Origin of the sequence: Variovorax sp. 350MFTsu5.1, assembly GCF_048302515.1 — a bacterium.
GTDB lineage: Bacteria > Pseudomonadota > Gammaproteobacteria > Burkholderiales > Burkholderiaceae_C > Variovorax > Variovorax guangxiensis.
In genome coordinates this window covers 4,487,446-4,513,848 of record NZ_CP157620.1, presented here as the reverse complement: position 1 = coordinate 4,513,848, position 26,403 = coordinate 4,487,446, and the positions used below count along the sequence as shown (strand labels likewise).

Sequence of the window (26,403 nt, the reverse complement as noted above, 5' to 3'; positions counted from 1 at the left end):
TTATTGCCGTCCGACTGCTGTCGAAAAAGAGTGTTCAAGCATGTTTGATACCTTCCGCAAGTACAACAAGATCGTGATGATCATCTTGTTCTTGCTGATCATTCCGTCGTTCGTGTTGTTCGGCGTCGAGCGCTATCAGGGCTTCGGTCGCGACGAGAAGGTCGCGCGCATCGAAGGGCACGACATCACCAAGCCCGAGTGGGATCAGCAGCACCGCGTCGAGACGGACCGCATCCGCCAGCAGTCGCCCAACGTCGACCCGACGCTCCTCGAGTCCGACGCCATGCGCTATGCCACGCTGGAGCGCATGGTGCGCGACCGCGTGCTGGCTGCTGCGGCGGCCAAGGCCAACATGACGGTGTCCGAAGAGCGCCTCTCGCGCATCTTCGCGCAGGACCCGGGCCTCGCCACCTTCCGCACGCCCGACGGCAAGTTCGACCGCGAAAGCTTCCAGCGCGTGACCGGCCGCACGCCCGAGCAATACGAAGCCTCCGTGCGCGCCGACATGGCGACGCAGCAGGTGTTGCTGGGCATCTCGGCCACGGCCTTCACGCCGCCCGCGCTGGCCGCGACCACCATCAACGCCTTCTACGACACTCGCGAGATCCAGGTCGCCCGCTTCGCGCCCGATGCCTTCGCCTCGAAGGTGACGGTGAGCGATGCCGACATCGAGACCTACTACAAGGATCACACGGCGCAGTTCCAGGCGCCCGAGCAGGCCAGCATCGAGTACCTGGTGCTCGATCTCGACGCGGCCAAGAAGAACGTCGTCGTGAACGAGGCGGATCTCAAGACCTACTACGAGCAGAACGCTTCGCGCTTCGGCACGAAGGAAGAGCGCCGCGCGAGCCACATCCTGATCACCGCGCCGGCCAGCGCATCCGCTGCCGACCGCGAGAAGGCCAAGGCGAAGGCCGAGCAACTGCTGGCCGAAGTGAAGAAGGCTCCCAACACCTTCGCCGAAGTGGCGCGCAAGAATTCGCAGGACCCGGGTTCGGCGGAGAAGGGCGGCGATCTCGACTTCGTGACGAAGGGCGCGATGGTCAAGCCTTTCGAAGACGCGATGTTCGCGCTCAAGAAGGGCGAGATCAGCGGCGTGGTCGAAACGGAATTCGGCTATCACATCATCCACCTGACCGACATCAAGCCGGCAGTGATCCCGCCCTTCGAGCAGGTGCGCGCGACCATCGAGAACGACATGCGCTCGCAGCAGGCCACGCAGGAATTCGCGAAGGCCGCCGAGACCTTCACCGACGCGGTCTACCAGACGCCCGACAGCCTCAAGCCGGCGGCCGAGAAGCTGAAGCTCACGATCCGCACGGCCGACAATGTCGCGCGAACGCCCGCGCCGGGCACCAACGGCCCGCTGGCGAACCGCAACTTCCTGAGCGCGCTGTTCGCTGCCGACTCGCTCGAGCGCAAGCAGAACACCGAGGCGATCGAAGTCGGCCCGAGCCAGCTCGCGTCGGGCCGCGTGACGAAGTACACGGCGGCGCATCCGGTGCCGCTGGCTGACGTGAAGGACAAGATCCGCGCGCAGCTCGTCTCCGAGCGCGCCGCCGTGCTGGCCAAGGCCGAAGGCGAAGCGAAGCTCGCCGCGTGGACTGCGAAGGCCGATGGCGCGACCTTCGGCGCGCCCGTGACGGTGTCGCGCCGCGATGCGCAATCGCAGCCGCTGCCGGTCATCGACGCCGCGTTGCGTGCCGACGCCTCCAAGCTGCCCGTGCTCGTTGGCGTGGACCTGGGCGCGCAGGGCTACACGGTGGTGCGCGTGACCAAGGTGGTTCCGCGCACGCCGCCGCCGGCCGAGCTCGCGAAGCAGGAGCAGGCGCAGGTCGGCCAGTCCGTGGCCGCCGCTGAAGACGCTGCCTATTACAACCTGCTGAAGGACCGCTTCAAGGCGGAGATCCTGGTGCCGAAGCCGGCGGATACGCTGCCGGTTGCAGCGGGCCGCTGATACGCGCTTCGCTCCCCGCGAACGAGCAGACAAGGCCCGGGCCAATGGCTCGGGCCTTTTTCTTCGCCGCGCGAACAGGTCGCACGAGGGACAACCCACACCTTCGCTTCTTGCCAGAATTCCGCCCATGGGAACCCTCTACCTCGTGCGCCACGGGCAGGCCAGCTTCGGCGCTGCCGACTATGACAACCTGAGCGAACTCGGGCATCGGCAGGCTGTTCGCCTCGGCGAATACTGGCGCGAGCGCGGCATGAAATTCGATGCCGTCATCACGGGCACGCTCAGGCGCCATCGCCAGACCTGGGAAGGCATCGCCAAGGGGCTCGGCCTGGAGCGCGACGACGTGCTGCCGTGGCCCGGCCTCAACGAATACGACAGCGAGGCGGTCATCGCCACCATCCACGAAGGCAAGCTGCAGAAGCCCGATACGCCCGAGATGTACCGCCATCACTTCCGTCTGCTGCGCGAAGGCCTGGGCGCCTGGATGCAGGGCAGGACTTCGCCGGTAGGCATGCCGAGCTATGTCGACTTTCTCGCGGGTGTGACGACGGCGCTCGACCACGTGCGCGACAGGCACCACGGCGCGAAGGTGCTGGTGGTGTCGAGCGGTGGGCCGATCAGCACGGCGGTGGGTCATGTGCTGGGCACGAGCGCGGAGACGACGATCGAGCTCAACCTGCGCATCCGCAATACCTCGGTGACGGAGTTCGCCTTCACGCCGAAGCGGCACATGCTCGTCACGTACAACACGCTGCCGCATCTGGATGGGCCGGCGTATGAGGACTGGGTCACCTACTCCTGAAGAGCTGGCGCCTGATTGCCAGGCTGAGCCTCAGGCCTGCCAGACGCCGTAGCCGGCCTTGCGCAGCGCGATGCCGAGGTCGACTTCCATCAGCCGGGCGTCCTCGTAGGTCATGGGGTTGTAGCGCTCGTAGAGCGCGGGCAGCAGGTGCAGGCCGAACTCCTGCACGAAGCTGTTGGCCTGGATGCCGGCCTTGTGCTTGTCGAAACGGATGTCCGGGTCCAGGCCGGTCATGCCGACGTAGACGAAGGGTTTGCCGAGCTGGTAGTCGGGGTTGGCGCGCCTGAAGCGGCCGTTGTTCCATACGCGGTCGTCCAGCTCGACCACATACACATGATGCTTGGCGCGCGCTTTGCGGGGCATCGCTGGGCGGCCGTGCGCACGAGGCGGCACGGCCTTCTTTCCTTTATCGATCAGCTCTTGCGCTTGATCATTCCGTAGATGAAGAGCAACACGATCGCGCCCAGCACGGAGGCGATGAAGCCAGCCCCCTGGCCCGCGGTGTACCAGCCCAGCGACTGGCCGACGTAGGTGACGATCAGCGAGCCGGCGATGCCGATGATGGTGGTGACGATGAAGCCAGCGGAGTCGTCGCCCGGCTTGACTGCCCGCGCCACAAGACCCACGACGAACCCGATCAGGATAGTCCAGACGATGCTCATGAAGATATTCCTTTGGTGTGGTGAAGTGGTGGAACTGGCCGTAAGCCATGCCCCTGCGCAAGGGGCGCATTCATGATAGCGGAGCGCTGTGCGTGCCGGCCGATGCCGCCGCGCAGCGGGCGCTGCGCCCGAGAACTTGTGCCCGACTTCGTGACGCAGGTGCTGCGCGGCGTCCTACAGATTCGCCACTGGCGCGGCGGTACACCGTTCGCATGCTGGAAAAACTACCCGAAGTCATTGGGCAGGCCCTGCAGGGCGTGCGTGCCGGTCTGGACAACATCGTCTTCAATACGCTCGGAATGCGCGAGGGACTGGGATCGATCGAACTCGCCAGCATGGCGTTCGCCGACCATGCGCCGCTGCCGCAGCGCTGCACCGCCGATGGAGAAGGTGTCTCGCCTCCGCTTCAGTGGAGTGGTCTGCCTGTGGGCACGACATCGTTGCTGCTGATCGTGGAGGACGCCGATTCGCCCACGCCGAATCCGCTGGTGCATGCCATCGTGGTGGACCTGGAGCCGCAGAGTGGGGCTCTGGCAGAAGGAGCGATTCCAAGCCAGGGAAACGAGGGCGCAGAGGGGCTGCATGTCGGACGCAATTCGGCCTTGCAGGCGGCTTGGCTGCCGCCCGATCCGCCACCTGGGCATGGAGTGCATCGGTATGCGTTCCAGCTGTTTGCGTTGGCAAGTCGTCCCGAGTTCTCCGAAACGCCCGGAAGAGACGAAGTCGTCGACGGCTTGCGCGAACATGCCGTCGCCAGCGGACTGCTGGTCGGTACTCACGAAAGATCCGATGGATCGATCAGGATTCCGGGTGCCGTGCCACCGGGCGGATCGGCGATTGCGGGGTGAAATGCTGCTCTTTCGGGCTCTTTGTGCATTGCGCCGTCAAAACCGCGATTTTTAACGCTACAATCGTAGGCTCTGTGGTGGCTGTAGCTCAGCTGGTAGAGTCCCAGATTGTGATTCTGGTCGTCGTGGGTTCGAGTCCCATCAGCCACCCCAAAATATCTCCTTTGTGCTATTGCGCAATAGCACATTCAAAGGAACAAAAACGCCGGGTTTGTCCCGGCGTTGTCTTTTTCGGTCCCCGCATCTTCTGCGGTCCCTTCGCGCCGAAGCCTCTTTTTCTCTCTTGCCCAGCTATAGGCCGCTCACCGGCGCCCATCGCTTTATGTTGCGAGTTGTTGCACTAATGCAATGCGGCGCCGTTTTTTCACTCGTTAAGGCACTTGTGTCAAATGTAAACTGAATTAAAATCGCCCCGTTTTCAATTTCAGGAGTCCAAGAATGGCTTCGACCCTCGCCGATATCAATTCCCAGATCAAGAAGCACGACGAGCAGATTGCGCAATTGCGCAAGCAGGCCGAAGACCTGCGCAACCAGGAACGCGCCGGCGTGATCGAAGAGGTGCGCCGGAAGATCGCCGAATACGGTTTGACGGCCACCGATCTGAAACTGACCGGCCGCGCTGCTGGTTCCGCCAAGCGCGGTGCAAGCGCCGCTCCGGCCAAGGCCGCCGCCAAATACCGCAGCCCGACCGGCGAAACCTGGTCTGGCGGCCGTGGCCGCAAGCCGCGCTGGGTGACCGAGGCGTTGGCTGCGGGCAAGTCTCTTTCCGATTACGAGATCAAGTAAGTGCCCCTGTTTTCGCTGGGCAGATGCCCAATAAAAAAGCCCGCTCATGCGGGCTTTTTTATTGGGGCGCAAGAAGCGCAGAAAGGCGGTGCGCTCAGTTCACCATCACCAGTTTTCCTTTGACGCCGCGCGAACCCATGTGGGTGTACGCGGCCTTCAATTCGGCCATCGGCATCGTGCTGTCGATCACTGGCTTGATCTTTCCCTGGCCGTACCACTGCGCCAATTCGGCCATCATCTGCGCATTGGCCTTGGGCTCGCGCTTGGCGAAATCGCCCCAGAACACGCCGACCAGCGAGGCGCCTTTCAGCAGCGTCAGATTCAATGGCAGAGACGGAATCGGGCCCGACGCAAAACCGACGACCAAATAACGGCCGCGCCATCCGATGGAGCGAAAGGCCGGCTCCGCAAAATCGCCGCCGACGGGGTCGTAAATGACATCCGGCCCTTTGCCGTCGGTCGCGGCCTTGATGGCATCGCGAAAACCGTTGGGCAGGGCGTGCGTCGTGTAGTTGATCGTTGCGTCGGCGCCGATGGAGCGGCAGAGCTCGCATTTCTCGTCCGTGGAGGCGGCAGCGATCACCTTGGCGCCGGCGGCCTTCGCGATCTGGATGGCCGCGGTGCCCACGCCGCCGGCAGCGCCGAGCACCAGCACGGTTTCGCCGGCCTTCAGTTGAGCGCGGTCCATCAGCGCATGCCAGGAGGTGGCGTAGATCATGATGAACGCGGCCGCGTCTACATGGCTGAAGCCCTCGGGCAGCGGCATGCACAGCGCCGCGGGTGCCAGAGTGTGGGTGGCGAAGCCACCCGTGCCGGAGAGGCACGCCACGTTCTGCCCGACCTTCAGGTGCGTGACGCCTTCGCCCACCGCCTGGATGACGCCCGCGTACTCGGAGCCCGGAACGAAGGGCAGCGACGGCTTCATCTGGTACTTGTTCTGCACGATCAGCAGATCAGGAAAGTTCAGGCTCGCCGCCTTGATCTCGATGAGCACCTGGCCCGGGCCCGGCGTGGGGGTGGGCAGTTCCTTCCAGGTCAGCGCGTCGACGCCGACGGGGTTTTCGCAAAGCCATGCGTGCATGCCAGGGGTCTCCTTCAGACAGGTAATGTTGGGGCAATGACTGCGGGCATGATAGGGGTCGCGGCAGGGCGGGCTTGTCCCTGCTGCGACGCACCCGACGCCTACAATCCGGTGCATCCAGAAGCACCATGAAGATACTTATTTCCAATGACGACGGCTTCCAGGCGCCGGGCATCGTCGCTCTGCACGACGCGCTCAAGGACATTGCCGAAGTCGAGGTTGTCGCACCCGAACACAACAACAGCGCCAAGTCGAACGCGCTGACCCTGGCGGCGCCGCTCTACGTGCGCGAGGCGCACAACGGTTTCCGCTACGTGACGGGCACGCCGGCCGACTGCGTGCACATCGCCCTCAAGGGCCTGCTCGACTACCGGCCCGATCTGGTGGTATCCGGCATCAACAACGGCGCCAACATGGGCGACGACACCATCTATTCGGGCACCGTCGGCGCGGCGATGGAGGCCTACCTGTTCGGCATTCCCGCCATTGCCTTCTCGCAGATCGAGAAGGGCTGGGCCCACGTGGATGCGGCCGGCCAGGTGGCGCGGCGTCTGGTGCAGCAGATCGAGCGCGAGCGCATGCACGAAGGTGGAGCCTTTTTGCTCAACGTGAACGTGCCGAACCTGCCGTTCGACGAACTGAAGCCCGTCAAGGTCTGCCGCCTTGGCAGGCGCCATGCGGCCGAGAAGGTGATCACGCAGGACAGCCCGCGCGGCGAGACGATGTACTGGATCGCCGGTGCCGGCGGCGCCAAGGACAGCGGCGAAGGCACCGACTTCCACGCCACCGCGGCCGGCCACATCGCGCTGACGCCGCTGCAGATCGACCTGACCGATCACGCCAACCTTGGCCAATGGCGCGAGACGGTGGCCCGTCTCGGCAACTGACATGGCCACCCAGCGGCCCGGTTTTCCTGTTCGCCTGACACCCACCGCCTCGGCCGCCACGCGCGGGCGTATGCCCGCCGCGCCGGTCAAGCCTGTGGTGCCGTCCACGCCTTCGATGGCGTCCGACGCCGTGCGGGCGCGCATGGTGCAGAAGCTCGCGGCGCAGGGCATTTCCGATGCGCGCGTGTTGCGCGCGATGGGCGCAGTGGAGCGCCACCGCTTCGTCGACAGCGCTCTGGTCAACCAGGCCTATGAGGACACCAGCCTGCCCATCGGACTGGGGCAGACCATTTCCAAGCCCAACGTGGTGGCTCGCATGATCGAACTGCTCATGGGCGCTCCTGCCCTGGCGGGAAAGCCCGAGGGCAAGCTCGGCAGGGTGCTCGAGATCGGCACTGGCTGCGGCTACCAGGCTGCAGTGCTGAATCATGTGGCGACCGAAGTCTACAGCATCGAGCGCCTGCGCGGTTTGCATGAGCGGGCGCGCGCCAACCTGCGGCCCTTCCGGCTCGCAACCGTCCACCTGATATTGGGCGACGGAATGATCGGCTACGCCAAGGGTGCGCCCTATGCCGGCATCATCGCCGCTGCAGGTGGCGAGGCCGTGCCCGAGGCGTGGATCGAGCAGCTGGCGGTGGGCGGCCGCATCGTGGCGCCAACGCATTCCGCGAAGGGTGGCCAGGCCCTTGTCGTCATCGACAAGACTCCCCGTGGACTGGAGCGCCTCGTTCTTGAGGCTGTTCACTTTGTCCCCCTAAAATCCGGTATCGCTTGAAGGAATAACAAATGCAGGGTTTTGGCAATCGGAGTTGGTTCGCTGGCGTCACGTTGGCCTTTGTGCTCGTGATCGCGGGCTGTTCCACACCTCGCGGGCCGGCACCAGTCGAAGACCGCGGCACCATGACGCGCGCGCCAGCCGCGACTGTGCCCGGCGGCCCACCGATCACCACCGACGCCAATGGCAGGCCGCTTGCCGGCATCGAGAACTACGGCAAGCCCGGCTACTACGCAGTGCGCCCCGGCGACACCATCCGCCGCATCGGCGCCGAGACCGGCCAGCGCTGGCAGGACATCGTCCGCTGGAACAATCTCGACAACCCCGATCTGATCGAAGTCGGCCAGGTGCTGCGTGTGATCCCGCCCACCGGCTCGGGCACTGCCGTCGCGGCCGCGCCCGCAACGCCTTCCGAAGGCGCGGTCACGAAGCCGGTCCCGCCGCAGCCCGTGGTGGTGCCGTCCACGCCGTCCAGCGGCGCGACCAAGCCGTCGGCTCCGGTCACGGCTTCGCCGGCCAGCCCCGCCAGCGGCGGTTCGGGTGACGAAGACGTGGGCTGGATCTGGCCGGCGAGCGGTTCGTTGATCGCCGGCTTCGACGAAGCGAAGAACAAGGGCTACGACATCGCCGGCAAGGCGGGCGATCCGGTGCTTGCAGCCGCTGACGGGCGCGTTGTCTATGCGGGCGCGGGCCTGCGCGGCTATGGCAACCTGATCATCCTGAAGCACAACAACACCTACCTCACGGCCTACGCGCACAACCAGACGCTGCTCGTGAAGGAAGACCAGTCGGTTCAGAAGGGCCAGAAGATCGCCGAAATGGGCAACAGCGATGCCGATCGCGTGAAGCTGCATTTCGAGATCCGCCGCCAGGGCAAGCCCGTCGATCCCTCGCGCTACCTGCCCAGCCGGTGATGCCATGGCTGACTCCCGCCCCCGCCGCACGCAGTTGCCTGTGCGCGGGTCGGCGGGCAGGGGCAGCATGCCTTCGGGCAACGGCCATCCCGAGCCTGCCGGCGAGAGTGCGCACGTTCCCGAAGACGACGTGGACGCGTCGGCTGCAGACGCTCCGCTGCCGACGAACAGCGCCATGGGCGCCGTGGGTGAGCTGGTCGGCGGCGAAGGCGCCGACGCGCTGACCATCTACCTGCGCCAGGTGCGCCGCACCGAGCTCTTCACGCCTGCCGAGGAATACCAGACCGCATGCGCCGCGCGTGCCGGTGACTTCGCCGCGCGGCAGTCGATGATCGAGCACAACCTGCGGCTTGTGGTCAACATCGCCAAGGCCTATCTGGGGCGGGGCGTGCCGCTGTCCGATCTGATCGAGGAGGGCAATCTGGGCCTGATGCACGCCATCACCAAGTTCGAGCCCGAGCGCGGCTTCCGCTTTTCGACTTATGCGACCTGGTGGATCCGCCAGTCGGTGGAGCGTGCGGTCATGACGCAGGCGCGCGCGATCCGCCTGCCGGTGCACGTGGTGCGCGAGCTGCAACAAGTGCTGAAGGCCCGCCGAACGCTCGAAGGCGACGCCGAATTTCTCGTGCATCGGCCGGACGGCGTTCGGGTGGAAGACATCGCGGCGCTGCTGGGGCGCGATGTTCAGTCCGTGGCCGAGCTGCTGGCGCTGTCCGAAGCCCCGCGCTCGCTGGACGCTGGCGACGCTCGGGGAGACGAGGGGTTCACGCTGGCCGACACTGTGGCCTCCGAGGACGAGCAGGGCAGCCCGACCGACGTGGCGCACACACGCGAGGTGGAGCGCCTGCTCGACCAGTGGGTGCAGGCCCTCGACGCACGCGAGCGCGAAGTGCTGGAGGGCCGCTACGGCCTCCACGACCGCGAGCCCGAAACGCTGGAGGTGCTGAGCGTGCGCCTGGGGCTCACGCGGGAGCGTGTGCGGCAGATCCAGAACGAGGCGCTGGCCAAGATGCGGCGCCAGCTCGCCCGCTCCGGCGTGGGGCGCGACGCGCTGTTCTAGGGGTATCCGGCCACGCTGAGACAATCGGGGGATGACGGAATCCATCGAAGAAAAGAAAGTCCCCGCGAATCCAGGCGAAGAATGGCTGAAGGTCGAGTCCCTCGACCTCGATGCGCAGGGCGTGGCGCACAAGGCCGACGGCATGGTCGTGTTCATCGAAGGCGCGCTGCCGTTCGAGGAAGTGCGGTTCAACGTCCACCGCCGCAAGAACAACTGGGAACAGGGCACGGTCACTGCCATCCGCCGCGAATCGTCGCAGCGGGTGCGCCCGGGCTGCCCGCATTTCGGCCTGCATACGGGTGCCTGCGGCGGCTGCAAGATGCAGCACCTCGATGCAGCCGCCCAGGTGGCAGTGAAGCAGCGCGCGCTGGAGGACAACCTCTGGCACCTTGGCAAGGTCAAGCCCGAGAACCTGCTGCGGCCGCTCGAGGGGCCGGCCTGGCACTACCGCTATCGTGCGCGGCTGTCGGTGCGCCATGTGGTCAAGAAGGGCACGGTGCTGATCGGGTTCCACGAGCGCAAGAGCCGCTATCTGGCCGACATGCAGGTTTGCCCGGTGCTGCCGAAGCAGGTCAGCGAGATGCTGATGCCGTTGCGCGAGCTGATCGGCTCGATGGATGCGCGCGACACCTGCCCGCAGATCGAGCTGGCCTGCGGCGACGCGCCCGATTCCACGCGGCTCGGCACGATCGCTTTGGTGTTGCGCCACCTGGAGCCACTTTCGCGCGCGGACATCGACCGATTGAAGGCCTTTGCGGAGAAGAACGAAGGCGTCCAGTGGTGGCTGCAGCCCAAGGGGCCGGACACCGTGAAGCTGCTGGAAGAGGGGGGCACGCCGCTGGCGTACCGGTTGCCGGAGTTCGGTGTGACGATGCCGTTCAAGCCCACCGATTTCACGCAGGTCAATCCGCACATCAACCGGGCGCTGGTGGGCAAGGCGTTGCGCCTGCTCGACGTTCAGCCTGACGAGCGCGTGATCGACTGGTTCTGCGGCCTCGGCAACTTCACCCTGCCGCTGGCCAGCAAGGCGCGCGAGGTGCTGGGTATCGAAGGCAGCGACACGCTGGTGGCGCGCGCGACCGACAACTTCAAGAGGAATCAGCCAGCCACGTCGGCTCGCCGCGAGTTGTCGCCTGCGACGTTCGTGGCGCGCAACCTGTTCGAAATGACGCCGGAGATGCTGGTGGCCGACGGCGGCGCCGACAAGTGGCTGGTCGATCCGCCGCGCGAAGGCGCATTCGCGCTGGCCAAGGCCATCGCCGATCTTCATCAGCAGCCCGAGCTGCGCACCGACGGCTGGACGCCGCCGAAGCGCATCGTGTACGTAAGCTGCAACCCATCGACGCTCGCGCGCGATGCGGGGCTGCTGGTGCATCAGGCGGGCTATCGCTGCACCCATGCGGGGGTGGTCAACATGTTCCCGCACACGGCGCACGTGGAGTCGATAGCGGTTTTCGAGTTGGAATGAAAAAGGGCCCAGAGGGGCCCTTTTCGTTGGACGCGTGTGCGTCGCTCAGTCGCGCTCGCCGCCGAAGATGCCCAGCAGTGCCAGCAGGCTCTGGAACACATTGAACAGGTCGAGGTACAGGGCGAGCGTGGCGCTGATGTAGTTGGTTTCGCCGCCGTCCATGATCTGCTTCAGGTCATAGAGCATGTAGGCCGAGAAGATGCCGATGGCGGCAACCGAGATGACCAGCATGCCGGTGGTCGAGCCGACGAACACGTTGATGATCGCGCCGATCATCAGAACCATTGCGCCGACGAACAGGAACTTGCCCATGCCCGACAGGTCGCGCTTGATGACGGTGGCCAGCGAGGCCATCACGAAGAACACGCCAGCGGTGCCGCCGAATGCCGTCATGATGAGTTCGGACCCGTTCTTGAAGCCGAGCACCATCGCGATCAGGCGCGACAGCATCAGGCCCATGAAGAACGTGAATGCCAGCAGCACGGGCACGCCGGCCGCGGAGTTCTTGGTCTTCTCGATGGCGAACATGAAGCCGAAGGCACCGCCGAGGAAGACGATAAGGCCCAGGCCACCGGTGAGCGAGCGGGTGATGCCGGTGCTGACGCCGACCCAGGCGCCCAGCACGGTGGGCAGCAGGCTCAGTGCGAGAAGCCAGTAGGTATTGCGCAGCACGCGCTGGCGCTCGGCCTGCGCCAATGGCTGGCCGTAGCCGGAAGAAGTGTCTAGGGTGGTAACGCGGTCGTTCATGGCCGGAGCTCCTGTGGTTGCTGCATGACGCAGTTGGGCGCATTCTAGGGGGCCGCAAGAGGGGGTACCGGAAAAACCGTATGCGGGGTGTTCCCAAGCCCTGGAGGCGCCCCTGGCGCCGTGGCCGTTATGCTCTCGGGTTTCACGCAAACTGAGCTCATCCATCATGAAGACCAAGTCATTCCTCGAACTCGCCGACGTCAAGACCATCGCCGCAGCGGCCGAAGCCGAGGCTCTCAAGAACAACTGGGCAGTGACCATCGCGATCTCGGACGACGCCGGCAACCTGCTCTGGCTGCAGCGCCTGGACGGCGCGGCGGCGCTGTCTTCGCACATCGCTCCCGCCAAGGCCCACACGGCAGCCATGGGGCGACGCGAAAGCAAGGTCTACGAGGACATCATCAACGGCGGCCGCACCGCGTTCCTGACGGCGCCTGAAGTGCAGGGCCTGCTCGAAGGCGGCGTGCCGATCGTGAAGGACGGCCACGTGATCGGCGCAGTCGGCGTGAGCGGCGTGAAGTCGAATGAAGACGCGCAGGTCGCCAAGGCCGGCATCGCGGCTCTGGGCCTCTGAGTTTTCTCCGCACAAAGCAAAACGCCGACTTCGAGGTCGGCGTTTTTGTTTGGGCTGCTTCAGCGTGGAAAAAAAGCTTGGCTAGTCGGCGAACCGTTGGCTAGCAAAAAACGACCCTTCGGAGATGAATCTCCTTGAGTCGCCCCACGATGAAACTTGCGCGAAGGGCGGGCTGGATGACTTACTTGGTCAGGATCAGCTTGCCGAGTTTGGTGGCTTGCAGCCGATAGAGGGAGCCGTTGTGCATGATGCCGATGGTCTTGTTTCCTTTCAGAAGCTCCGTGCTTTCGAGCATCGGCACCGGACGCGTTGCCTGGATCGACGCATGGCCGCCACCCGACTGGTCGAGCGAAGGATGGTTCAGAACAGAAAAGGCATTCGGTGTGGCTGGCATCTGTGGTTCCCTTATCGAAGCGATGAGTGAATGATAATGATTCGCAAATAGAAGTCAATCGCCGCGATCAACTTTTTTTGCTTGCTCTCTTTCTTTCAGCTCACTTGGGGTCGGGTTCCGTGACAAAACCGATCTTGCGCACGCCGGCTTCGCGGGCTTCCGACATCGCCTTGGCCACTCGCTCGTAGCGAACAGCCTTGTCGCCGCGAATGTGGAGCTCGGGCTGCGGCTCCTTGGCGGCTTCTGCGGCCAAGCGACCGGGCAACTCGCTGTCGTCGATCTTCTGCTCGTTCCAGTAGTAGGCGCCGTCGGCAGTCACGCTGAACAGGATGTTCTGCGGTTTGGGTTGTTCCGGCTCGCTGGTGGCGCGCGGCAGGTCGATGTTGACTGCATGCTTCATCACCGGCACCGTGATGATGAAGATGATGAGCAGCACCAGCATGACGTCGACCAGCGGCGTCATGTTGATCTCGTTCATCACCTCATCGGGTTCGTCTTGTGTTCCGAAGGCCATGATGCTCAGCCCTTCTTGAGCGGAACGACGATGGCGTCGCTGCCGCCGCTTTGCACACGCGCGCCGGTCACGAAGTAGGCGTGCAGGTCATGGGCGAAGGCGTTGAGCTTGGTCAGCACGAACTTGTTGCCGCGAACCAGCGCGTTGTAGCCCAGCACTGCCGGAATGGCGACGGCAAGGCCGAGGGCCGTCATGATCAGCGCTTCGCCGATCGGACCGGCCACCTTGTCGATGGTCGCCTGGCCGGCCGAGCCGATGCTCATGAGCGCGTGGTAGATGCCCCAGACGGTGCCGAACAGCCCGATGAATGGAGCCGTGGAGCCGACCGAAGCCAGGATCGCCAGGCCGGTCTGCAGGCGGGCGGTGAAGGCGTCGATGCCGTTGCGCAGGGCGCGCGTGATCCAGTCGCTCACATCCAGCGCATCGTGCAGGTGGGCCTTGGTGTTGCGGTGGTGCGCGGCTGCCTCGCGGCCTTCGAGGGCGAGTGCGCGGAAGGGGTTGCTGTCGTCCTTGCCCAGCTTGTTCAGGGCGGTGGCGAAGTCTTCGCTGTGCCAGAAGTCCTGCGAGTGCTTGGCCAGACGCTTGTAACGGATGACGTCGAGCGCCTTGACGATGATGACGATCCACGACGCGAGCGACATGCCGATCAGCAGCACTGCCACGGCCTTCGTGACGAAATCGCCCTGATTCCAGACGTTCATCAAGCCGAATTGAGAATCCATGCGTACTACTCCAAAAAATTACTGGGAAAGATTGAACCGGATTGGCGCCTTCAGCATGTAGACCGTGGCCTCGTTGGCCCCCGGTTGCTTGAATGGCGTCACTTGCGAAGACATCAACGCTTCGCGCGCGGCCTGGTCGAGCCGCTCGTAACCGCTGGACTTGAAGATTTCCGCCCGCTTGGGAATGCCCGCGCTGTTGAAATACACCGCGATGACCACGACGCCGGATTCGCCCAGGCGCCTGCTCATTGCAGGGAACACGACGCGCGGTTCGCGCACGTATTGCGTCTGGCCTTCGCTGATCTCGACCAGCTTGGGCGCCGGCGGTGCGGGGGGCGGCGCCGGCGGCGGCTCCGGAGCGGGTGGCGGAATGGGCGCTGGAGGCGGAGGCGGCTCGACGCTGCCCGTGGGGGCGTTCGGCGCGGGCGTCGGTTTGGGCTCCCGGATCGCCTGGGGCCGCGGGGGCGGTGGCACCTTGGCCACCTTTTTCTCCGGCGGAGGAGGTGGGGGCGGCGGAGGTGGCGCCGGCTTGGGCGGTTCGACGAGCTGGCTGATGATCTCCACGGGGATCACCACTTCGGCGGCACGGCGCAGCAACCCGCTCTGGAGCGCCCAGAGCGCGGCGGCGTGAAACAGGACGACCCCGCCGGCAATGACGACATTGCGCGAAAGGCCGAAGAGGGAAGGAGGGGGGGCGAAGCGGTCAGACACGATCAACCATTCGAATGCGGGCACCCCCAAAGGTGCCCCGATTGCAGCAAAACCGCTACGAAGACGCCACAGGCGCTACTTGCGAAAGATCCACCAGACCGAGCCTGCGACGAAGATCAGGCTGCCGCCGAGTGCCGAGACGAGTTCCATGCTTTGCTTTCCTTGATGGAGTTGGCAAGCTGGATCGCTCTCGGACCCGATTCGCAATTCAATGCGGCAACCGGGTGCGAAGCGCTGCACTGCGCGACGATATCGCGCGCGCAACCTTCACATTGGCCACACTGGGTGGCGACGCCAAGCTCGAATTGCACTTCGTCGAAAGTCATCCCGGCGCGCACATGGCGTGCGATTTCGCGGTCGGAGACTCGGCGGCAGACACAAACGATCATGGCGGTGAAAGCGGCAGTTGGCTGGCTGTTGGATGTGGGTGATTATAAATAAGAATCCATCGCATTCACAATAACTATGTGTTACTGATTCATGCAACACCCGGCTTCCTGGCGTCAGACCTCCGACCAGAGCCGCAGCAGGTTGTGGTAGTGCCCTGTCAGCGCCACGGTTTCCTCGCATTCGCCGAGGCGTGCACGAAGCTTCTGGATGTTCTGGTCGAGCTCGAAAAGCATCCCGCGCTGCTGATCGCTGCGGACCATGCTCTGCAGCCAGAAGAAGGAGCAGATCCGCGCACCGCGAGTCACCGGATGCACCCGGTGAAGGCTGCTCGCCGGATAAAGGATGAGGTCTCCCGCCGGAAGCTTCACCTCGTGCGAACCGTAAGTGTCGATCACCTCCAGCTCTCCCCCCTCGTAGTCTTCCGGATCGCACAGGAAGAGGGTGCAAGACAGGTCGGTGCGCAATTGCTGCCCGGTGCCAGGCAAGGCTCGCACCGCGCCGTCGACATGGACGCCGTAGTGCTCGCCTCCCTCGTAGCGATTGAAAAGCGGCGGCACGAAACGCGATGGAAGAGCGGCCGAGAAGAAGAGCGGGTTCCGCGCCAGTGCCGCCAGCACGATGCTGCCCAACTCCTTGCCTACAGGAGAATGCTCCGGCAGCTGGCGGTTGCGCTTGACCTGCGCCCCTTGCGCCCCCACCGTTTCGCGTCCATCGGTCCATTGCGCGGCGTCGAGTGCGGCGCGCATCTCGCGCGCCTGCTCGGGGCTCAGCACTTCGGGCACATGCAGCATCATTTTCAGGAACTCCGCAATGAGAAAAGCCCCGGCGCGGGCCGGGGCTCGAGTGTCGCACCGCACCGGGTTGGCCCGGTGCACGCGAGAAGGACCGTCAGAACGCGAAGTTCGCGGTGATCTTGGCCGATCGGGGGATGCCCGGCGTGTAGCGGTAGCCGCTCTTGTTGATGGCCGCCACGTAGTCCTTGTTGAACAGGTTGTACACGTTCAACTGGATGTCGATGTTCTTGTTGATGCGATAGGAAGCCATCGCGTCGAACACCCAGTACGAGTCGACATATGCTGGCGTGCCCACCGCGCCGTCGGTGCCGCGCTGCAGCTTGCCGTTGTAGCGCGCGCCGCCGCCCAGCGTGAGGCCGAACGGGAACTGGTAGGTGGTCCAGAGCGTGAAGGCCTTCTTCGGCGTGTAGGCGAGCGCGGTCGAGCCGTCCGCCAGCACTGAGGGGCCGCTCAGCACACGGGTGTTCATGGTGGTGAAGCCCGAACTCACGCCCCAGTTGTCGGTCAGCGCGCCCGACACACCGAGTTCCACGCCCTGCACGCGCTTCTTGCCGGTCTGGAAGTACTGCTGCGTGACGGAGTCCTGCACGACCTCGTTGCTCACGTCGGTGCGATACAGCGCCGCCGTCAGGGCCACGCGCTTGTTCAGCACGTCCCACTTGGTGCCGAGTTCGTAGGTCTTGGCCTTCTGCGGAAGGAAGTCGGTGCGCCCGGCGCTGTTGCCGGTGCCGCCGGCGGCCAGCTGGAAGTTGGCGCCGCCCGGGGGCTGCGCGGCGGTACCGTAGGCCGCGTAGACGCTGCTGTTCTCCGTCGGCTTGTAGACCAGGCCGATCTTGCCGGAGAGCAGGTTGTCCGACAGCTTCAGGTTGGTCGGCGTGACCGTCGACGTCTGCGGGCCGTTGCCGGTGCGCGCCAGCGTCAGCGCAGTGGCGTTGTACGTGGTCGAGTAGTGGTCGTAGCGCAGGCCGGCGGTGAGCTGCCATTGCTCGTTGAACTTCAGCGTGTCGAAGGCGTACAGGCCGATGGTGTCGGTGCTGCCCTCCGAGCCGGTGCCGTTGGCGATGCGGTTGTAGCCGGCAACGTACGGGTTCGGGTTGTACAGGTTGGCAGCGGGCCACGACCCGGCCGCGGCGAGGGTGGTGCCCACGCTCGCGTAGCCCGGTGCGTAGAAGTTGCTGGCGGTCTGCTTCTCGCGGATGAATTCGATGCCGCCGTTGAACGAGTGGCTGATGCTGCCCGTGTTGAACTTGGCCGACACGCTCGTCTGGTTGGTGAAGATCGTGTTTTCCTGGTCCTTGTTGGTGGGCAGGTTGCGCGTGATCGTCCAGCTTGCGGGGATCGTCGGGATGACGGTGTTGATGAAGCCGGAATTCACGGCGGGCAGGGTGCCGACGCCGTTCGTCGAGGTCAGTCCGCCGCCCATGAACGACGTCAGCATGTAGTCCTGCGACGTCTTGCCGTAGCGCGTGGTGTTGCGGATGGTGATGTCGGGCGTGAGGTCGTGCTCGATGCGCGCGGTGAACATGTCGGCCGTCACGTTGTCGAAGTCCGAGCTGGTGCCGTAGAAGTTGCTCGAATCGACGCGCGGTGCGTAGTTCAGGTAGGTGCGGCGGGCCAGGCCGCGGTTGATCGCGGTGGCATCGGGCGTGGTGTAGCCCGGCAGGCCGATGGTGGGCACGCCGCCGTCGGGGACGTTGTTCTGCTTGACGTGCAGGTAGTCGAGGAAGATGCGCGTCGGGCTGTTCAGGCCGAGGGCGAGAGAAGGCGCGATCGCCCAGCGCTTGTTCTTGACGAAGTCGCGGCCGGCCACGCCGCCGTCTTCGCTCACTGCATTGAGGCGGAAAGCCGCTCCGATGCCGTTGGCACCGCTCAGCGACTTGTTCCAGTCGACGCTGCCACGCTTGAAGTCGGCGCTGCCGAAGCTCAGCGAGCCGAGGAAGCTGTCTTCCATCGACGGCTTCTTGGTGACGAGGTTGATGTAGCCGGTGGGCGAGGTGCGGCCCACGTCGGTGCCCGACGGGCCCTTCACGACCTCGACCTGGTCGATGTTGAAGATGTCGCGCGAGACCGAGCCCAGGTCGCGGATGCCGTCGACGAAGATCGCGCTGGAGCTGTCGAAGCCGCGCATGAAGACAGCGTCGCCGGTATTGGTGTTGCCGTTCTCGCCGAGGAAGAAAGTGCCCACGCCGGGGGTGTTGCGAAGCGCCTCGGTCAGCGTGGTCGCGCCCTGGTCGCGAATGATCTGTTCCTTGATGACCTGGATGGTCTGGGGCGTGTTCACGAGAGGAGCGGTGAACTTGGGGTTGGCCGAGTTGTCGGCCTTGTAGTCGGTGACTGCGGAGTCCTGCACGCGCACTTCAGGCAGCGCCCCACCCGATTGGGCCAGGGCGCCGGGAGCCGCAATGGCCATCAGCGTTGCGGCGGCGGCGCCAGAAAGATGTGGAACGGCACGCGCAACAGGGTGTTTGCGGCTCTTGATGTAGGCCATGAAGTTCTCTCCGAAAAGGGCGGGCGTCAGGACTCGACTGGCGGTGTCCGCACGACCTGGATTCCTTGGAGAAACACGAGGGAGGACTGGCTGGGTGAGTCGATTTGCGAATGTTCGCAAATCGCTGCGAATGATATTGGTTCTCAATATTAAAATTGACATCCGAGCGAAACTAAGCCGAAAGTTGTGTCAGTTTCGTTGCGGCCCAACAACGCGAGCGAAGCAGTTGGCCTTCTTCAGTAGACGTCTCGCCGATAGCGGCCGCTGACCGCGAGTTCGATGAGCTGCGCCTCACCCGCGATCTGGCGCAACGCCGCATCCACGCCCGAGGCCATTCCTTGAAGGCTGCCGCAGACGTAGATGGCGGCGCCATCGCGCAGCCACTGCAGCACGGTGTCCGCCGACTGCAGCAGCCGGTGCTGCACGTAGAAGCGATCGGCCTGGTCGCGCGAGAACACCATGTCCAGGCGCTTCAGCGTTCCGTTGGCCTGCCATGCCTCGATCTCATCGCGATAGAGGAAGTCGTGCGCCACCTGGCGCTCCCCGAACACCAGCCAGTTGTCGTGCCTGCCCATGGCTGCACACGTGCGAAGGTGCGCGCGCAACCCGGCGATGCCTGTGCCGTTGCCGATGAGAATCAGCGGCCGTGCTTCGTTGCCGTCGAGGCGGAAGCTTCGATGCTCCCGCACGCGCAGCGCAACCGTGTCGCCGATACCCAGGGTGGACGTGAGCAGTCCCGAGGCCGCGCCGAGCGTGCCGTCCGGATGCCGCTCCTGCCGCACGAGCAACTGCAATTCGCCGTCGGCATGCACCGAGGCGATGGAGTAGTCGCGCGGGCGTTTCGGGTCGCTCGCGACGACCACCTGCGCAAGATCGCCCGAGGCCCAGTACGGCAGCGGTCCGCCGGCCTGAGGCACCAGCCCGAGATGGAAGACCGGCCAGCCCGCGCTGCCCGGGTTGAGATGCTCGCGCGAGACGAGCCGCCATGGAGCGAAACCCGCGCCTTCGGCATCGCCTGCGGATGCGGGCGGGTCTCCCCAATGCGCATGCCATGCGCCTAGCGCGGCCGGGTCGCTGTTGTCGACTTCGATGCGATCGAATTCGCGCCTGGCGCCCGCGGCCTGCAGCCACTCGTCGAGCGCACGACCGAAGCCGCAGAAGTTGGCGTACTGGCGGTCGCCGAGCGCCAGTACGGCGTAGCTCAGCGAAGACAGTGCCGGCGATGAATTCATCACCCGTTCGACGAACACGCTGGCGCCGTCCGGCGCATCGCCTTCGCCATAGGTGCTCGCGATGAAGAGCGCGCGCGGGGCGGCTGCCAGCGTCGATGCATCGAGCGCGTTCAGCTCCATCGCGCGCGCCGGCGTATTCGCCGCACTCAGCTGCCGAGCGGTCTGCCACGCGATGGCTTCGGCCTGGCCGGTCTGGCTGGCGAACAGCACGAGAACAGGAGCTTCGCCGCTGCCTGCCGATAACGCCGCCGAGTCGCGCGCGGCTTCGGCCTTGCGGCTGCGCTCGCGCAGGTAGATCGACGCACAGAGCGCTGCATACGCCGCGACGGTGGAACCCGCGCCCAGTGCGCGCCAGGCGAAGTCGCTCATGCAGCGGCCGCTGCGGGCCAGGCGCGCGTGGTCTTCGCCTCTGGTGCCGGATCGCCGTGGCTCACGAACAGCGCGGCGATCTCGTGCCGCTGCGCGAAGTCGAATCCTTCTTCCGGCCCGAGCACCGTCAGCACGGTGGCGAGCGCATCGGCCTGCATGCACTCCGCGTGAAGCACGGTGACGCTGGCCAGCGGGTGCGCGACCGGCTCTCCGGTTCGCGGATCGATGGTGTGCGACCAGTGGCGTCCCTCGTGCGAGCGCCGATGCCATCGGTCGCCCGATGTGGCGATGGCCATGTCCGCGAGCGCCACGCGGCGCGCGCCGGAAGGATCGCCGTCGACGAGCACTTGCCAGGGGTGTCCTCCAGGGCGTTTGCCAATGCCCCGCAGTTCTCCGCCGATTTCGAGAAGCGCGTCGGCGATATCCAGTGTGCGCAGGGCTTCGATGCCGTGGTCCACCGCGAACCCTTTCGCGATGCCCGAGAGATCGAGCGTTGCGCCCCCGGGCTGCAGGAGCGAGCCTTCCGCTTCGTCGAACGCCAGCCGGGACCAGCCGACGCGCCCGCGCGCTTCGGCCAGCGCGGCCTCGCCGGGCAGGCCCGCCTGTTCCGCTTCCGGCCCGAAGCCCCAGCACGCGACCAGCGGACCCACGCTCGGGTCGATCGCGCCGCCGCTTGCCGCTGCCCACCGGAAAGCGCATCGCATCACGGTGGCGAATTCCGCCGGCAGCACATGGCGGGACCTGGCCTGAGCATGGTTGAACCGGCTGATGTCCGAGTCCGGCTCCCAGTGGCTCATTTGCGCGATCACGCGGCCGAGCGCTGATTCCACGGCCTCCCTTACCCGCGCCAGCGGCAGCATTCGCGGATTGTCGAAGCGCAGCGACCAGGTGGTACCCATGGTCTCGCCGCCCAGTTGCTGGAGCGTCGCGGGATCGGCGGGGCGTGGAACGGCCGCGTTGGCGTAGCCGCCAGCGCGCCAGGTGCTGAACGAAAGGCCCAAGGGAGAAGCTCGCTCTATCGCAGCCTCAGGGCATCACTTCGAGCGTGGCCGCGTAGCTCAGGCGGCGCTCCCTGGCCTGCGGCACCGTGGTCTTGTTGTCCTTGGTGCTGGCGTCGAGCCAGTACATGCCGGCGGTCGGCCATGTCACGCTGAACTGGCCCTTGTCGTCGGTCTTGAGCTTGATTTCCTCGAGCTTGTCGCGGTACTGCGTGTTGCCCGCGGTCACCGTCACCTCGAGCCCCTTGGCGGGCTGCCCATCGAGGTTCAGCGTGAAGGTGGCTTTCTCGCCCTTGACCAGATCGGTCGGGCTGCCGGCGGCGATCAGCTCCAGGCCCTGGCCGACCGGCTTGAGCGCGGAAGGCTTGCCGACGGTCACGAAGGTCTCGATGCGGCCCGACGACTGGGTGACGCTCACGTCCTGCGCATCTGCCGGAATTTCCTTGCCGATGGTCTCGGCCGTGCCGCGCGCTCGCTTGGTCTGGCCCGTGGCCTTGTCCTTCCAACTCGCGAAAGCTCCGGCGTTGATCACGGCGATGCGGTAGGTGCCAGCCTGCGCGACGCTCACGTCGAACACGTTGCGCAACTTGAGCTTGGCTTCGGTCTCCGGCTTGACGGTGCTGCCGTCGGGCGCTGTGATCTGCAGGCCGTCGAGGCGCAGCGGCGCGTGGTTGGCGACGAACAGGTCGTTGGACACGGCGGCATCGACCGTCACGGTGTCGGCCTTGGAGAACACGGTGGACGATGGCAGCAGCCAGGCGTTGTGCGCCTGGGCGAGCGATGCGGCACCCAAGAGGGCGATGGCGAGGGAGGCGAGGCGCAGGTTGAAGCGGGTCATGGCGGTTCCTTTTGTGATGCGGCGGGCTGGTCGTTGGAGGACAGAAGAGATCAAGGCTTGAGTTCGAGCCTGATCTCGCCGAGTTCTTCCTTGCCCGTGGCGGTCGGCTGCGCCGCTGCCGTCGGGGGCCACTGGAAGGGAATGCTCACGACTTCGCGGCCGCCGACTTCGCGCGCGGCCTCCACCACGAGCTTGTATGCGCCGGGCGCGAGCCTGGGCATGGGCGCCGTGCCTTCGGTGAAGCTCAACTGGTGCTTGCCGGCAGGCTTGGTCGCCCCCGTCACGCCGTCGACCGGCACCGAGAGCTCGCGGCCGCCGCGTCGCCACCACTGGCGCATGTCCTTCAGCCACTTGGTGCCTTCGCCCTCCGGGTTGTTGGTTTTGGTGCGCACGTCGTACCACACGGCCAGCGTGCCGGCGACGGTGTTGTCCGCGCGCTCGATCCAGGTTGCCACGTAGGGACGGTGGTACTCGGAGACGTTCAGCCGTGGGATCTCGATATTGACGGCCAGCCCCGACGCGAAGGCCGGAGCCGCGAACAGCGCCGACATGGCCAGCGGCGCGAGTGAGTAGCGAACGTGCACGGGAAACCTCTTTCCTGGATCTGGATGAATTGATGAACGAAATCAGTGAATGAACAGCAGCGCGAGCAGCACGGGCACCACCAGCCCCATGCCGACCATCGGCCAGGTGAACGGCCGGTTGCCCGCATGCATCTTGAGAATGAAGAGGCCGGTGACCGAGAAGACCAGGGCCGCGCCCGCGAAGATGTCGATGAACCAGCTCCACGCGGCGCCGGTGTTGCGGCCTTTGTGGAGATCGTTGAAGTAGGAGAGCCAGCCGCGATCGGTGCGCTCGTACTCGATCTCGCCGTCGGACAGGCTCAGGCGCAGCCATGCGTCGCCGCCGGGGCGGGGCAGCGACAGGTAGATTTCGTCGTCGGACCACTCGGCCTCGCGGCTGGCGGTGGAGATGTCCCAGTGCTTCTGCACCCAGGCCTGGAGTTCTGGGGGCAGGGGAGCCTTGCCCTTGAGGGCCTTGGCGGCGGGCAGCTGCTTTTCGAGCTGGGCGCGCAGCGCCTCGTCGATCGAGCCGTTCAGCCGGGTGACGACCGGCTTGGCCTCGATCTGGCTGGCGTGGTTGAGGGTGAATCCCGTCACGCTGAACAGGATCATGCCAATGAGGCAGATGGCCGAGCTCACCCAATGCCATTCGTGCAGGGTCTTGAGCCAATAGGCACGGCGGCGGTTGTCGGGGCGGATCGCAGTCATCGAAGGCGCGGATTCTATCCGTGCGAATGAGAATGACTGTTATTCGTGGCGGGTTAAGTTACGTAAAGCAATAAAAAACGGGACCGAAGTCCCGTTTTGCTGGCGGCAGCGAAGCCGGCCTTATTCGAGCTCGCCCATCTGCGACTGCAGGTAGTTCTGCAGGCCGACCTTGTCGATCAGGTCGATCTGGGTTTCGAGGAAGTCGATGTGCTCCTCGGTGTCGTCCAGGATCTCCTGGAGCAGGTCGCGCGAGACATAGTCGCGCACCGATTCGCAATGCGCGATGCCGTCCTTGATGGTGGCCTGCGCGCCGGTCTCGGCACCGAGGTCGCAGCGCAGCAGTTCGGGCACGTCTTCGCCGATGTTCAGCTTGCCGAGGTCCTGCAGGTTCGGCAGGCCGTCGAGCATGAAGATGCGGTCCATGAGCTTGTCGGCATGCTTCATCTCGCCGATCGATTCCTCGTATTCCTTCTTCGCCAGCTTGTCCAGGCCCCAGTGCTTGAGCATGCGGTAGTGCAGGAAGTACTGGTTGATCGCGGTCAGCTCGTTCTTGAGCTGAGCCTGCAGGTGTTCGATGACTTTTGCGTCGCCCTTCATGGCTTTTTCCTTGTTCTGAAAGCGGTGATTGTCAGAGGCGGAAAGGAGCGCTTGCAAGCAATCCCATGCTGCGCCGGTCTGCATGCGTGTGATGGTGATACACGTTCGTATTGATGGTGTGTCAGGCGTATTTCGCACTCATCGAAAACATAGCGAGTCCCAATACTTTTAATAGGTGATAGCTATGAATATTGGAGGATTGGTAGTTATACTCATGGCTCGCCCTTATCTTTGTTCATCCGCAGCATCCAAGGAATCAACATGTCCCTGATCAATACCCAAGTTCAGCCCTTCAAGACCCAGGCCTACCTCAACGGCAAGTTCATCGAAGTTTCCGACGAGTCGCTCAAGGGCAAGTGGTCCGTACTGATCTTCATGCCGGCGGCTTTCACCTTCAACTGCCCGACCGAAGTCGAGGACGCGGCCGACAACTACGCCGAGTTCCAGAAGCTGGGCGCCGAGGTCTATATCGTGACCACCGACACGCACTTCTCGCACAAGGTCTGGCACGACACCTCGCCCGCCGTCGGCAAGGCCAAGTTCCCGCTGGTCGGCGACCCGACCCATGTGCTGACCAACGCCTTCGGCGTGCACATCCCCGAAGAAGGCCTGGCGCTGCGCGGCACCTTCGTGATCAACCCCGAAGGCATCATCAAGACCGCCGAAGTGCACTCCAACGAAATCGCCCGCGACGTGAAGGAAACGCTGCGCAAGCTGAAGGCAGCGGTCTACACCGCCGCCCACCCGAACGAAGTCTGCCCGGCCAAGTGGAATGAAGGCGACAAGACGATCGCCCCGTCGCTGGACCTCGTCGGCAAGATCTGAGCGTCACCCGCGCGAAAGCCCGGGCGCTCATAGGCCCCCGGGCTTTTTCAGCCCCATTTGATAGTTTTACGTTATCGAAAGAGAGTCCCTCATGCTCGACGCAAACACCAAAGCCCAATTGAAGAGTTACCTCGAGCGCGCCACGCAGCCGATCGAGATCGTCGCCTCGCTCGACGACAGCAAGGCCTCGGGCGAGATGCTGTCGCTGCTGAAGGACGTTGCCGAATCGTCCCCGCTGGTCAGGCTGACCGAAAGTCGCGACGACAACCACCGCAAGCCCTCGTTCTCGGTCAACCGCCCGAGCGAAAACCACGGCCCGCGCTTTGCCGGCCTGCCGATGGGCCATGAATTCACCTCGCTGATCCTCGCCCTGCTGCAGATCGGCGGCTATCCCCCGAAGGTCGAGCAGGTCGTGCTCGACCAGATCAAGGCACTCGACGGCGACTTCGAGTTCGAGATCTACGTCTCGCTCACCTGCCACAACTGCCCCGACGTGGTCCAGGCCCTGAACCTCATGGCCGTGCAGAACCCGCGCATCCGCACCACGATGATCGAAGGCGGCACTTTCCAGGACGAAGTCAAGGAACGCCAGATCATGGCCGTGCCGACCGTATTCCTCAACGGCACCGAGTTCGGCCAGGGCCGCATGAGCCTGGAGGAAATCCTCGCCAAGATCGACAACAGCGGCGTCGAACGCGAAGCGAAGAAGATCGCCGGCAAAGACCCGTTCGACGTGCTGATCGTCGGCGGCGGCCCCGCCGGCGCGGCAGCGGCCGTGTACGCGGCGCGCAAGGGCATCCGCACCGGCGTGGCCTCCGAGCGTTTCGGCGGCCAGGTGCTCGACACCATGGGCATCGAGAACTTCATCTCGATCAAGGAAACCGAGGGGCCGAAGTTCGCCCATGCGCTCGAAGAGCACGTGCGCGACTACGACGTCGACATCATGAACCTGCAGCGCGCCAAGGCGCTCGTGCCGGGCGACGGCCTGATCGAAGTGCAGCTCGAGAGCGGCGCCTCGCTCAAGAGCAAGTCGGTCATCATTTCGACCGGCGCGCGCTGGCGCAACATCAACGTGCCCGGCGAGCACGAGTTCAAGAACAAGGGCGTGGCCTACTGCCCGCACTGCGACGGTCCTCTCTTCAAGGGCAAGCGCGTGGCGGTGATCGGCGGCGGCAACTCGGGTGTCGAGGCAGCCATCGACCTCGCCGGCATCGTCGGCCACGTCACGCTGATCGAGTTCGACACGCAACTGCGCGCCGACGCCGTGCTGCAGCGCAAGCTCAAGAGCCTGAAGAACGTCGACGTGTTCACCAACGCGCAGACCACCGAGATCACCGGCGACCAGAAGGTCAACGGCCTGATCTACAAGGACCGTGCGACGGGCGAGTCGAAGAAGGTCGAGCTCGAAGGCGTGTTCATCCAGATCGGCCTGGTGCCCAACACCGACTGGCTCAAGGGCACGGTCGAGCTGTCGAAGCACGGCGAGATCATCGTCGACGCGCGCGGCCAGACCTCGGTGCCGGGCGTGTTCGCGGCGGGCGATGCGACCACGGTGCCGTTCAAGCAGATCATCATCGCGGCCGGCGATGGCGCGAAGGCTGCGCTGGGTGCGTTCGACCACCTGATCCGCACGTCGGCTCCTGCGTAAGCCGCCATTCCGGCGATGCAAAGCGCAAAAAGCGCCCCGGCGGGGCGCTTT

29 protein-coding genes and 1 tRNA gene are annotated in these 26,403 nt (G+C 64.9%); 13 read left to right on the top strand and 17 right to left on the bottom strand.

Going from position 1 to position 26,403, the window contains the following annotated elements; genetic code table 11:
* Window positions 1-40 precede the first annotated feature (40 nt).
* Together ABL843_RS20605 and ABL843_RS20600 are read left to right on the top strand one after the other, a co-directional pair.
* A complete protein-coding gene (locus ABL843_RS20605; RefSeq protein WP_418117098.1) occupies window positions 41-1,957 on the top strand; it encodes a SurA N-terminal domain-containing protein in 1,917 nt (638 codons plus the stop codon).
* A 127-nt stretch (window positions 1,958-2,084) separates the two neighbouring features.
* Window positions 2,085-2,759: a histidine phosphatase family protein gene (locus tag ABL843_RS20600; RefSeq protein WP_126024942.1), complete on the top strand. Its 675-nt coding sequence runs from the start codon at window positions 2,085-2,087 to the stop codon at window positions 2,757-2,759.
* A 30-nt stretch (window positions 2,760-2,789) separates the two neighbouring features.
* Here ABL843_RS20600 and ABL843_RS20595 read toward each other — a convergent pair whose 3' ends face one another.
* Together ABL843_RS20595 and ABL843_RS20590 are read right to left on the bottom strand one after the other, a co-directional pair.
* Window positions 2,790-3,122, bottom strand: a complete 333-nt coding sequence (locus ABL843_RS20595) for a hypothetical protein (protein WP_126472778.1) — start codon at window positions 3,120-3,122, stop codon at window positions 2,790-2,792.
* A 50-nt stretch (window positions 3,123-3,172) separates the two neighbouring features.
* Complete coding sequence (locus ABL843_RS20590; RefSeq protein ID WP_019655888.1) at window positions 3,173-3,421, bottom strand: GlsB/YeaQ/YmgE family stress response membrane protein; 249 nt, start codon at window positions 3,419-3,421, stop codon at window positions 3,173-3,175.
* A gap of 47 nt (window positions 3,422-3,468) precedes the next feature.
* On the opposite strand from ABL843_RS20590, the gene ABL843_RS20585 reads away from it, so the two are divergent.
* From ABL843_RS20585 to ABL843_RS20575, 3 genes are all read left to right on the top strand, one after another.
* A complete protein-coding gene (locus ABL843_RS20585) occupies window positions 3,469-4,269 on the top strand; it encodes a YbhB/YbcL family Raf kinase inhibitor-like protein (RefSeq protein WP_418117097.1) in 801 nt (266 codons plus the stop codon).
* A gap of 77 nt (window positions 4,270-4,346) precedes the next feature.
* Window positions 4,347-4,422 (top strand) — tRNA-His (locus ABL843_RS20580).
* 285 nt (window positions 4,423-4,707) lie between these two features.
* Window positions 4,708-5,055 carry an H-NS family nucleoid-associated regulatory protein gene (locus ABL843_RS20575; RefSeq protein WP_418117096.1) on the top strand — a complete coding sequence of 116 codons (348 nt, stop codon included), beginning with the start codon at window positions 4,708-4,710 and terminating at the stop codon, window positions 5,053-5,055.
* Between the two features lie 94 nt (window positions 5,056-5,149).
* On the opposite strand, the gene ABL843_RS20570 is transcribed toward ABL843_RS20575, so the two are convergent.
* Window positions 5,150-6,136, bottom strand: coding sequence for an NADPH:quinone oxidoreductase family protein (locus ABL843_RS20570; protein ID WP_418120498.1), 987 nt, complete (start codon window positions 6,134-6,136; stop codon window positions 5,150-5,152).
* A gap of 128 nt (window positions 6,137-6,264) precedes the next feature.
* Between ABL843_RS20570 and surE the strand changes: the two genes are divergently transcribed.
* From surE to rlmD, 5 genes are read left to right on the top strand one after another with little or no spacing between them, the layout of a single operon-like run.
* Window positions 6,265-7,023: a 5'/3'-nucleotidase SurE gene (gene surE, locus ABL843_RS20565; protein WP_126024945.1), complete on the top strand. Its 759-nt coding sequence runs from the start codon at window positions 6,265-6,267 to the stop codon at window positions 7,021-7,023.
* 1 nt (window position 7,024) lies between these two features.
* Window positions 7,025-7,798 (top strand): protein-L-isoaspartate(D-aspartate) O-methyltransferase, encoded by a 774-nt coding sequence (locus ABL843_RS20560; RefSeq protein WP_369661578.1) that lies wholly within the window; start codon window positions 7,025-7,027, stop codon window positions 7,796-7,798.
* An 11-nt stretch (window positions 7,799-7,809) separates the two neighbouring features.
* Complete coding sequence (locus tag ABL843_RS20555; protein ID WP_369661579.1) at window positions 7,810-8,712, top strand: peptidoglycan DD-metalloendopeptidase family protein; 903 nt, start codon at window positions 7,810-7,812, stop codon at window positions 8,710-8,712.
* A 4-nt stretch (window positions 8,713-8,716) separates the two neighbouring features.
* Entirely contained in the window at window positions 8,717-9,772 is a 1,056-nt protein-coding gene (locus tag ABL843_RS20550; RefSeq protein ID WP_418117095.1) for a sigma-70 family RNA polymerase sigma factor, read from the top strand.
* Window positions 9,773-9,803: 31 nt separating this feature from the next.
* A complete protein-coding gene (gene rlmD, locus ABL843_RS20545; protein WP_418117094.1) occupies window positions 9,804-11,240 on the top strand; it encodes a 23S rRNA (uracil(1939)-C(5))-methyltransferase RlmD in 1,437 nt (478 codons plus the stop codon).
* Window positions 11,241-11,285: 45 nt separating this feature from the next.
* Here the strand turns inward: rlmD and ABL843_RS20540 are convergent, their stop codons facing one another.
* On the bottom strand, window positions 11,286-11,987 hold the full coding sequence (locus tag ABL843_RS20540; RefSeq protein WP_126025899.1) for a Bax inhibitor-1/YccA family protein: 702 nt from the start codon (window positions 11,985-11,987) through the stop codon (window positions 11,286-11,288).
* Window positions 11,988-12,153: 166 nt separating this feature from the next.
* Here ABL843_RS20540 and ABL843_RS20535 point away from each other — a divergent pair, with 166 nt between their 5' ends.
* A complete protein-coding gene (locus ABL843_RS20535; RefSeq protein WP_418117093.1) occupies window positions 12,154-12,561 on the top strand; it encodes a GlcG/HbpS family heme-binding protein in 408 nt (135 codons plus the stop codon).
* Between the two features lie 181 nt (window positions 12,562-12,742).
* On the opposite strand, the gene hemP is transcribed toward ABL843_RS20535, so the two are convergent.
* From hemP to bfr, 13 genes are all read right to left on the bottom strand, one after another.
* The gene (hemP, locus tag ABL843_RS20530) at window positions 12,743-12,955 is read right to left on the bottom strand and encodes a hemin uptake protein HemP (RefSeq protein WP_418117092.1); all 213 of its coding nucleotides are present in this window, start codon (window positions 12,953-12,955) and stop codon (window positions 12,743-12,745) included.
* 100 nt (window positions 12,956-13,055) lie between these two features.
* Entirely contained in the window at window positions 13,056-13,469 is a 414-nt protein-coding gene (locus ABL843_RS20525; RefSeq protein WP_126025898.1) for an ExbD/TolR family protein, read from the bottom strand.
* Between the two features lie 5 nt (window positions 13,470-13,474).
* Window positions 13,475-14,191: a MotA/TolQ/ExbB proton channel family protein gene (locus tag ABL843_RS20520; RefSeq protein ID WP_126025897.1), complete on the bottom strand. Its 717-nt coding sequence runs from the start codon at window positions 14,189-14,191 to the stop codon at window positions 13,475-13,477.
* Between the two features lie 18 nt (window positions 14,192-14,209).
* The gene (locus tag ABL843_RS20515) at window positions 14,210-14,902 is read right to left on the bottom strand and encodes an energy transducer TonB (RefSeq protein WP_311737056.1); all 693 of its coding nucleotides are present in this window, start codon (window positions 14,900-14,902) and stop codon (window positions 14,210-14,212) included.
* Between the two features lie 116 nt (window positions 14,903-15,018).
* Window positions 15,019-15,291 carry a (2Fe-2S)-binding protein gene (locus ABL843_RS20510; protein WP_126025895.1) on the bottom strand — a complete coding sequence of 91 codons (273 nt, stop codon included), beginning with the start codon at window positions 15,289-15,291 and terminating at the stop codon, window positions 15,019-15,021.
* Window positions 15,292-15,405: 114 nt separating this feature from the next.
* Window positions 15,406-16,086, bottom strand: a complete 681-nt coding sequence (locus tag ABL843_RS20505; protein WP_184641349.1) for a Fe2+-dependent dioxygenase — start codon at window positions 16,084-16,086, stop codon at window positions 15,406-15,408.
* A gap of 94 nt (window positions 16,087-16,180) precedes the next feature.
* Window positions 16,181-18,574, bottom strand: a complete 2,394-nt coding sequence (locus ABL843_RS20500) for a catecholate siderophore receptor Fiu (RefSeq protein ID WP_418117091.1) — start codon at window positions 18,572-18,574, stop codon at window positions 16,181-16,183.
* Window positions 18,575-18,810: 236 nt separating this feature from the next.
* Window positions 18,811-20,175: a sulfite reductase subunit alpha gene (locus ABL843_RS20495; RefSeq protein WP_418117090.1), complete on the bottom strand. Its 1,365-nt coding sequence runs from the start codon at window positions 20,173-20,175 to the stop codon at window positions 18,811-18,813.
* Complete coding sequence (locus ABL843_RS20490; protein ID WP_418117089.1) at window positions 20,172-21,176, bottom strand: FAD:protein FMN transferase; 1,005 nt, start codon at window positions 21,174-21,176, stop codon at window positions 20,172-20,174. The genes ABL843_RS20495 and ABL843_RS20490 overlap by 4 nt, the downstream gene beginning before the upstream one ends.
* Window positions 21,177-21,201: 25 nt before the next feature.
* Window positions 21,202-22,011, bottom strand: a complete 810-nt coding sequence (locus ABL843_RS20485) for a DUF4198 domain-containing protein (RefSeq protein ID WP_418117088.1) — start codon at window positions 22,009-22,011, stop codon at window positions 21,202-21,204.
* Window positions 22,012-22,061: 50 nt separating this feature from the next.
* Window positions 22,062-22,562 (bottom strand): DUF2271 domain-containing protein, encoded by a 501-nt coding sequence (locus ABL843_RS20480; RefSeq protein WP_221297725.1) that lies wholly within the window; start codon window positions 22,560-22,562, stop codon window positions 22,062-22,064.
* Window positions 22,563-22,637: 75 nt separating this feature from the next.
* A complete protein-coding gene (locus ABL843_RS20475; protein ID WP_369661586.1) occupies window positions 22,638-23,282 on the bottom strand; it encodes a PepSY-associated TM helix domain-containing protein in 645 nt (214 codons plus the stop codon).
* A 120-nt stretch (window positions 23,283-23,402) separates the two neighbouring features.
* Window positions 23,403-23,879, bottom strand: a complete 477-nt coding sequence (bfr, locus tag ABL843_RS20470; RefSeq protein ID WP_126025887.1) for a bacterioferritin — start codon at window positions 23,877-23,879, stop codon at window positions 23,403-23,405.
* 261 nt (window positions 23,880-24,140) lie between these two features.
* Here bfr and ahpC point away from each other — a divergent pair, with 261 nt between their 5' ends.
* Together ahpC and ahpF are read left to right on the top strand one after the other, a co-directional pair.
* Entirely contained in the window at window positions 24,141-24,704 is a 564-nt protein-coding gene (gene ahpC, locus ABL843_RS20465) for an alkyl hydroperoxide reductase subunit C (RefSeq protein WP_126025886.1), read from the top strand.
* 91 nt (window positions 24,705-24,795) lie between these two features.
* A complete protein-coding gene (gene ahpF / locus ABL843_RS20460; RefSeq protein ID WP_418117087.1) occupies window positions 24,796-26,352 on the top strand; it encodes an alkyl hydroperoxide reductase subunit F in 1,557 nt (518 codons plus the stop codon).
* The last annotated feature ends 51 nt before the right edge of the window (window positions 26,353-26,403 follow it).